The organism is Sphaerisporangium sp. NPDC049002 (genome assembly GCF_040649355.1).
In the GTDB taxonomy this organism is placed as follows: domain Bacteria; phylum Actinomycetota; class Actinomycetes; order Streptosporangiales; family Streptosporangiaceae; genus Sphaerisporangium.
On the sequence record NZ_JBEZFH010000064.1, the window covers coordinates 26125 to 34232 of the forward strand.

7 protein-coding genes and 1 tRNA gene are annotated in these 8108 nt (G+C 70.2%); 5 read left to right on the forward strand and 3 right to left on the reverse strand.

What is annotated here, in order from left to right; genetic code table 11:
• Positions 1–95 precede the first annotated feature (95 nt).
• On the reverse strand, positions 96–1460 hold the full coding sequence (locus tag AB0B89_RS15640; protein ID WP_358552760.1) for an LCP family protein: 1365 nt from the start codon (positions 1458–1460) through the stop codon (positions 96–98).
• A 279-nt stretch (positions 1461–1739) separates the two neighbouring features.
• Here AB0B89_RS15640 and AB0B89_RS15645 point away from each other — a divergent pair, with 279 nt between their 5' ends.
• Positions 1740–3101: a hemolysin family protein gene (locus AB0B89_RS15645; RefSeq protein WP_358552772.1), complete on the forward strand. Its 1362-nt coding sequence runs from the start codon at positions 1740–1742 to the stop codon at positions 3099–3101.
• Positions 3098–4144: a hemolysin family protein gene (locus AB0B89_RS15650; RefSeq protein WP_358552762.1), complete on the forward strand. Its 1047-nt coding sequence runs from the start codon at positions 3098–3100 to the stop codon at positions 4142–4144. Before AB0B89_RS15645 ends, AB0B89_RS15650 begins: the two co-directional genes overlap by 4 nt.
• Before the next feature lie 13 nt (positions 4145–4157).
• On the opposite strand, the gene AB0B89_RS15655 is transcribed toward AB0B89_RS15650, so the two are convergent.
• Together AB0B89_RS15655 and AB0B89_RS15660 are read right to left on the reverse strand one after the other, a co-directional pair.
• Positions 4158–5303 carry an MFS transporter gene (locus tag AB0B89_RS15655; protein WP_358552764.1) on the reverse strand — a complete coding sequence of 382 codons (1146 nt, stop codon included), beginning with the start codon at positions 5301–5303 and terminating at the stop codon, positions 4158–4160.
• Positions 5304–5758: 455 nt separating this feature from the next.
• Positions 5759–5841 (reverse strand) — tRNA-Leu (locus AB0B89_RS15660).
• A gap of 92 nt (positions 5842–5933) precedes the next feature.
• On the opposite strand from AB0B89_RS15660, the gene AB0B89_RS15665 reads away from it, so the two are divergent.
• From AB0B89_RS15665 to AB0B89_RS15675, 3 genes are all read left to right on the forward strand, one after another.
• Positions 5934–6674: a DUF3662 and FHA domain-containing protein gene (locus tag AB0B89_RS15665; RefSeq protein WP_358552766.1), complete on the forward strand. Its 741-nt coding sequence runs from the start codon at positions 5934–5936 to the stop codon at positions 6672–6674.
• 17 nt (positions 6675–6691) lie between these two features.
• Complete coding sequence (locus AB0B89_RS15670; RefSeq protein ID WP_358552768.1) at positions 6692–7159, forward strand: FHA domain-containing protein; 468 nt, start codon at positions 6692–6694, stop codon at positions 7157–7159.
• Positions 7156–8108, forward strand: a 953-nt coding sequence (locus AB0B89_RS15675; protein ID WP_358552770.1) for a Stp1/IreP family PP2C-type Ser/Thr phosphatase, incomplete at its 3' end; no start/stop codon positions are given. The genes AB0B89_RS15670 and AB0B89_RS15675, both read left to right, overlap by 4 nt.

The following is an 8108-nucleotide window of genomic DNA, read 5'->3' on the forward strand; positions in this document are numbered from 1 at the left end:
GCGACGCGCGCCTGGGCGGTACCCACAGCGCGCGTCGCGCCTGCTCCTCGGCTCGGCGCGCGTCCGCTCTCCTCGGCTCGGCGCGCGTGTCGCGCCTACTTGGTGAGGACGTCCTCCGGCACCGGCTTGTCCTCGGCCAGGGCCTTGAAGAGCCGCAGAGCGCGCTCGGTGTCCCACTTCACGACGGAGGCGCCGTTGATCGTGGGCAGCGAGCCCACGGGCACGGCGGTGGCGATCGGATCGCCGCTCATCGCGAGCCCCAGCGACAGCATGTCGAAGGCTCCCGTGCCCGGGTCGACCGCCACCGAATCGGTCGCGCTCATCGCCAGCGGGATCGAGCGGAACGGGTTGACCAGGACGCCCGGGCTCGCGGCCTTCTTCACCACGGCGCCGAAGAACTGGCGCTGGCGCTGGGTGCGGTCGAAGTCGGGCAGCGCGCCGGTCGCGCGGGTGCGGACGTACCCAAGGGCGGTGCCGCCGTCCATGTCCTGGCAGCCCTTCTTGAGGTTGATGCCGGCCTTGTGGTCCTTGATGTTCTGCTTGACGCAGATGTTGACGCCGCCGATCGCGTCCACGATGCCGACGAAGCCGCCGAATCCGATCTCCATGTAGTGGTCGACGCGGATGTCGGTGACCTTCTCGACCGTCTTGGTCAGCAGCTTGGGGCCGCCGAAGGCGTACGCGGCGTTCAGCTTGTCGCTGCCGTGCCCGTCGATGGGGACGTAGGAGTCGCGGGGCAGGCTGACGAGGGTGGGCTTGCCGCCACCGCTCGGGATGTGCAGGAGCATCATCGTGTCGGTGCGCTTGCCGACAGCCCGGCCGGTGGCGAGCTTCTTGCGCTGGGCGGCCGTCAGCCCGGCCCGGCTGTCGGAGCCGACCAGCAGCCAGTCTTCGCCGGGGGTGGCAGCGGGACGGCCGTCATAGTCGGTGAGCGACTCGACGCTGGTGATGCGGGAGTTGATCCAGAAGAACCCGACCAGGCCGAGCACGAGCAGCACCACCAGCAGGATCACGAGGATCCTGACCACCAGACGGCCCGTCCGCCTCGGGCCGCGGGCCTTCGGCTCGGCGGCCCCGGGGCCGCCGGACGGATGCGTCTTGGGCGTCTCCGGGCTCGACAGGGGCCGGATCGGCGCCTGGCCGGACCGCGGCTTGCCGTACACGCGCGATCTCCCCTTGGAGGGCTCTCCGGAAGCCGGTGCCTCCCCGCCTCCGGGGAAGGCCTGCTGGCGGGTTCGCTCCTCGTCCTCGGAGCCGGCCCGGCCGCCCCGGTCACGCGAGCCCTGCGGGAAGCGGTGCGCCGGCTGACCCGCCGAGTAGGGCTCGTCACCGTCCCCGCCCGCCGGCGGATACGCCCCTTCGCCTCCGGCTCCGGCCGGACGGCGCAGAGCCCGGGTCGGCCCCTCGTGGGACCCCTTCTCGTCGGACCCCCCCGACCGGTCTCCAGGCCAATCGCCCACGTTGTCGTCCCCGTCCTGTGGCTAGAGCCGCTTTGCTTTCGAAGCTACGCCGTCGCGTCTACGCGGGGCGTTCCGTCACCAAGCTTTTCTCATGTAAAAGTACGCAGAGTCACAGTAAGTCACCAATGTCGTGCCGCGGGAAACATTGGTCGAGCCTGGACCGTTACGGTTATCGACGACCTCTAGCGAAAGGACAGTCGTGTCCGCTCCCGACCCGTGGAGTACATGCCCGTGCCACGGCACGGGCCCAATTCAATCGGGGATGGCAGACCAGTGACCATGGTTCTCGGTCTGCCGGCCGTACTACTTCTCACCCTCGCGACCGGCTACTTCGTCGCGCAGGAGTTCGCGTTCATCGCGGCCGACCGGTCGACCCTCCGGGAGCAGGCCGCAGCGGGCGACGCCGCCGCCGAGCGGGCGCTCAAGGTCACCGGAAGGCTCTCGTTCATGCTGTCGGGCGCGCAGCTCGGCATCACCGTGACCACACTGCTCGTGGGCTTCGTCACCGAACCCGCCCTCACCCCGCTGATCAGCCCTGGCCTTTCCGCCCTGGGCGTCCCGGAGGCGGTGGTCCCCGGCATCGCGGTGGCCCTCGGCCTGGTGATCGCCACGATCGTCCAGATGGTACTGGGTGAGCTGATCCCCAAGAACCTCGGAATCGCCCGGCCCGAGCCGGTCGCCAAATGGCTTTCCAGGTCCACGCTGATCTACATGGCCGTCGCGGGCCCCGTCATCCGGCTCTTCGACGCCTCGGCCACCCGCCTGCTCCGCCTTGCCGGCGTGGAGCCGGTGGAGGAGGTCGAGCACGGTGCCACGCCGGAGGAGCTGTCGCGCATCATCGCCGAGTCCGAGGCCGCCGGGGAGCTTTCCGAGCGCCTGTCGGACCTGCTGGAGCGCGCGCTGGAGTTCGGCGACCGCACCGCCGAGGACGTCATGGTCCCCCGGCCCCGGGTGGTCTCGCTCCGCGCCGGACGGCCCGCGTCCGACCTGCTGGAGGCCGTGAAGTCCTCGGGCCACTCCCGCTACCCCGTGCTGGGCGCGGACGGCGGCGACGTCGTCGGGGTGACCGGCCTGAGCGAGCTGCTTCGCGGCGAGTCCTACGACGAGCCCATCGAGCGCATCACCGGCGCGCCCCTGCTCGTGCCCACCACGCTGCCGCTGCCCGCGCTGCTGGAGCGCATGCGCACGGCCGGCAGCGAGCTGGCGTGCGTCATCGACGAGTACGGCGGGCTCGCCGGCGTCGTGACGATGGAGGACCTCGCCGAGGAGCTCGTCGGCGAGCTGATGGACGAGAACGACCCCGAGCCGGACGAGGCCGTGGCCCAGGACGACGGCACCTGGGACGTGCCCGGCACCCTGCGGCTGGACGAGGTCGAGCGCGCGACCGGCCTGGGGCTTCCCGAGAGCGAGGACTACGACACCGTGGCCGGCCTGATCATGGCCCGCCTCGGCCGCCTGGCCGAGCCGGGCGACGAGGTCACCGTGCCGCTGACCACCGAGCGGGACCTCCTCGACGAGGACGAGCCCGCCGAGAAGCACGTCCTGCTCACCGTGCTCGATGTGCAGCGCAGGGTCCCCGGCCGGGTACGGCTCGCGCCCCGGGTCGCCGACGCGGCGATCGTGGGCGGTGAGGCCCGATGAACACCGTGACCGCACTGCTGCTCGGCGTCGTCCTGCTGATCGGCAACGGCCTGTTCGTCGCGGCCGAGTTCGCCGTGGTCTCCTCCAAGCGGCACCGCCTGGAAGAGGCGGCAGGCGGCGGTGGCCGCCTGACCAGGACGGCCGGACGGGCCGCGCTCCGCAACGGGCGCGAGCTGTCCCTCATGCTGGCCGGAGCCCAGCTGGGCATCACGCTGTGCTCCCTGGGCCTCGCCATGGTCACCGAGCCGGCGATCGAGCACCTGCTGGAGCCGGTCTTCGGACTGGTCGGCCTTCCCGAGTCGGTGCGGGTGGGCGTCGCGTACGTCATCGCGCTGGCGATCATCACGTTCCTGCACATGGTGGCGGGGGAGATGGCCCCCAAGTCGTGGGCCCTGACCCACCCCGAGCGGGCCGCGATGGCGCTGGCGCTGCCCTTCCGCGGTTTCACGTGGATCGCCCGGCCGGTGCTCGCGACCCTCAACGGCCTGTCCAACGGGCTGCTGCGGGCGTTCGGCGTCCGCCCGAAGGACGAGCTGGCGACCACACGCACCCCGCCGCAGCTCGCGATGCTGGTGGGCGAGTCGGGCCGTATGGGCCTTCTGGACAGGGACGAGCACGACCTGCTGACCCGGGCGCTCAAAGTGCAGTCGCAGTCGGTCGAGCGGCTCATGGTGCCGATCGAGACGGCCACGGCCGTGCCGGCCGGGGCGCCGGACGACCTCGTCCGCGACGTGGCCGCGCTGAGCGGCCACCTGCGCCTGCTGGTCAACGGAGGCTCCCCCGAGGACGTGCTCGGCGTGCTGCACGTACGCGACACGCTGATCAACCCCGGCAACGCGCCTGAGAAGCTCATGAGCCCCGCTCCGCGCCTGGAGGCGTCCACGACGGTTCCGGAGGCCGTGGCGCGCCTCCAGGACGCCCACGCGCACCTGGGGCTCGTCACGGACAAGGATGGGCGGGTCACCGGCCTCGTCAGCCTCACCGACCTCGTCGGCGAGCTTCTCAACACCCGTACGGCCACCGCCGGCGCCCGCGCGAGGTAGCCGGGACGTTGGGTCAGGTGCCTTCTGGGGGCGTCGCGAGGGCGGCGGCCAGGGCGAGCGCCCCCGCGAGGCCGAAGGCGGCGCCGAACCCGGTCTGGGTGATGAGCACGCCAAGCACGGCGGGGGTGGCCGCCGCGGCCACGTTCTGCACCGTGTTCTGGCCGCCCAGCGCCCGGCCCGCCCAGGCCGCTCCGGCCATCTCGGACACGGCGGTGAACGCGAGGCCGTTGCCGCTCATCGAGATCACCAGCGCGGCGATCAGCAGCGGCGTCCCCGCCGTGGAGCCCGCCTGCACCGCGAGCGCGAGCAGGACCATCACGCTCGCGTTGACGAGCGCGAGCTGCCGCATGGGACGTACGCGGCTGCGCGCCCAGTCGGACCACCGCCCGCACAGGAGGCGCCCGCCCGCCCCCGCGAACTGCGCGACCGCCACGAGCTGTCCCGCGCTCGCGGGATGCCAGTGGCGCTCGGCCACCAGATAGGTGAGCGCGAACGTCGCCGTCGCGAACTGGGGGACGACCAGCAGCATGCTCGCCGCGTGGACGCGCCACAGCCGCGGGGAGCGATAGGGGGACTCCGTCCGCTCTCCCGGCCGGGCGCGGCCGCGCGGAGGGTCGACGACCATGGACGCGACCGCGACGGCCGTGACCAGGCAGATGCCGGCCATCGTGAGGAGGGCGGCACGCAGGCTTCCCATGGACGGCAGGACGGCGCCCGCCACGGCCACCCCGATGGGCTGCGCGGTCTGCCGCCAGCCCATCGCCACACCGCGCCGCTCGGCGGGGAACCACCCGAGGACCACCCGGCCGCTGGCGGCGTTCGCCGAGGCCCCCGAAGCGCCGGCGAGCGCGAGCAGGGCGGCGAGGGGCCCCGCGGTGGTGGTGAAGGCGGCGCAGACCAGGAACATCGTCGCCAGCCCCAGGCCGAGGGCCATCGCCAGGCGCTCGCCGTACCGGTCGGCCACCCAGCCCCAGGCGATGAGCGTGAACAGCATCCCCGCGCTCGGCGCGCCCACGACGAGGCCCGCCCGCGCCAGGCCGAGGCCCAGCTCCTCGCGGAGGACCGGGACGAGGAACGGCAGGCCGTACATGAACACGCAGCCCGCGCCCTGGGCGGCCATGCCCAGGCTGAGCATCGCCCAGCGATTCGGTGCCCTCATGCGGGCACCATAGAACCTATCTCGCCCGATAAGACAATCTGTTCCGGATTATGAGACATGTGGATGTCTTGTCAGGTGGGGATCGCGCGGGAGGAAGCATGAGGCCTGGTGACGTGCCGCGTGCAAGCACGTCGAAAGTGATCTGAAAGCCGGGCGCACTAGACAATCCGAGGTGGGCGAGCCGAACTCAGCGAGTAAAGGAAAGGACTCGGACCTCCGGCCGGGGCTTCTCTCCCCGGGTGTCACCCACTACCTTGATCGGAGCCCCTCAACCAGAGGGGTGTCCTGTGTGTCACAAGGGCCGAGTGCCGGCGGGAGCCACAGGACTTCGGGCCTTCGGGGTTTCATGTGCCGGCTCCTTGGAAGCACCAGACCCCGGAGGAGAACGAACATGACACAGAACACACAAAAGCCCCGGGCGAAGAAGCTTTCGCTTCGACCATCCGGGGATCTTGTGGGCGAGGAGGGATTTGAACCCTCACGTCCTTGCGGACACACGGACCTGAACCGTGCGCGTCTGCCGTTCCGCCACTCGCCCTCTTTGAGTGCGTGGAAAGGCTAGCACGGATCCGTGCATGCCACCGAACCCGGATACGATCCTCCTAGACGATGGAGGAAGGGAGGTACCCGGTGGGAGTCCTTCAGCGCTTCGAGCGAAGGCTCGAAGGCTTGGTTGAGGGGGCCTTTGCGCGGGCGTTCAAATCTGACCTTCAGCCGGTCGAGGTCGCCAGCGCGGTGCAGCGGGAGATGGACGAACGAGCCGCGATCGTGGCACAGGGTCGCACTCTTGTGCCCAACGACTTCGTGGTGGAGCTGTCCACGACCGACAGCGAGCGTCTGGAGGTGTACGCCGACAGCATCAGTCATGAGCTCGCCAACCTCGCCAGGGAGTACGCCAAGGAACAGGGGTACTCGTTCGTGGGACCCGTCCGGGTTCGCTTCGAGACCGCCGACGATCTGGCGGTCGGCCTGTTCCGTATCCGCTCGGGAGTCATCCGGGGGGCCACGGTCGAGCAGGACGAGATCCGGCAGCCCGTCAGCGATCTTCCCGCGAGCAAGCCGAGCGCGTTCGGCGGCCGCCCACGCCTGCTGGTGTCCACTCAGGACGACCCGCAGGGCCAGCGGTCCTATGAGCTGACCACCCCCGTGACGCTTCTCGGACGGGGCACCGACTGCGACCTGCGGTTGGTGGACCCGGGCGTCTCCAGGCACCATGCCGAGCTCAGGGTCGAGGGCACGCTTGTGGCCCTCGTCGACCTCGGTTCAACGAACGGCACTTTCGTCAACGGCCAGCCGGTACGCCGGATCGAGCTCCAGGACGGCACCCGAGTCACCTTGGGTCGCACAACCCTGGTGTTCCGGCGCGATTAAGGGTAGACAAACGGTCCATGTCCGAGCTCACTCTGCTGCTGATCCGGCTCGCGTTCCTCGCGGTGCTGTGGTTCTTTGTGATTGCCGCGGTGGGTGTGATCCGGACAGACTTGTTCGGATCACGTACGGCGGCTCCTGCAGCTGTGCGCAAGCCAACCAAACCCGCACGTCAGCCGGCGAAGCCGAAGAAGGGGGAGCCGCGACAACTGGTCGTTACCGGTGGTCCCCTCCAAGGGACCATCATCAACCTCACGGAGACGCCAATCACTATCGGTCGGGCGAATGACGCCACGCTGGTACTCAGCGACGATTACGCTTCCAGCCGGCACGCCCGGCTGTTCCCCCAGGACGGTCAGTGGATCGTGGAAGACCTCGGCTCGACCAACGGCACGTATCTCGACCGCTCCAAAGTGACCCGTCCGATGCCGGTGCACCTCGGCGTTCCGATTCGCATCGGCAAAACCGTCATCGAATTGCGCAAATGACAATCGCACTCCGCTACGCCGCCCGCTCGGACGTCGGCCTCCTCCGTGAAGGAAACGAGGACTCGGCGTACGCGAGCCCGCGCCTGCTCGCCGTCGCAGACGGCATGGGCGGGCACGCTCACGGTGAGGTGGCCAGTTCGGTCGCCATCACCGCCATGTCGTCCCTTGACCGGGACGCGTCCGGGGGTGACCTGCTCAGCGCCATCGAGGCCGCGGTGCGCGATGCCAATCGCAAGCTGCACGAGATGGTCGGCCGTGATCCCAGCCTCAAGGGCATGGGCACCACACTCACGGCGATGCTGTGGTCAGGCACCCGCGTCGCCCTTGTCCACGTCGGCGACTCCCGCGCCTACCTCCTCCGCAACGGCGAGCTGTACCAGATCACTCATGACCACACCCTGGTGCAGTCGCTTGTGGACGACGGAAGGATCACGCAGGAGGAAGCCGCCAGCCATCCACAGCGTTCGATCCTGCTCCGGGCCCTCGACGGGAGCGGCGAGGTCGATCCCGACCTCTCGCTTCGCGAGGCCCAGGTCAACGACCGCTACCTCCTCTGCTCAGACGGTCTCTCCAGCGTGGTCAGCGCGGAGACCCTGCACCACACCCTGACCACGGTCGAGGAGCCGGACTCTGTGGTCCGCCAGCTCATCGACCTCGCCAACCGGGGCGGAGGCCCCGACAACATCACCTGCATCGTCGCCGACGTGGTCGAGATCGAGGAAGGCCAGGTGGTGGCGGGAGACGCCGCGGTGGTAGGCGCCGCCGGGTCGAACCGCCTCCGATCCCAGCCTCCTGACACTCCGGCCGGGCGCGCGTCCACGATCACCGCTCCGCAGCCCGTGATCGTGGACGACCTTGACGACGAGCGTGCGGGCTCCTTGGCTTCCCTGGCTCCCGCGACGGCTCCCCAGCCCTCGGCGGGCAGCAGGAAGTGGTGCACCTTCCCGGC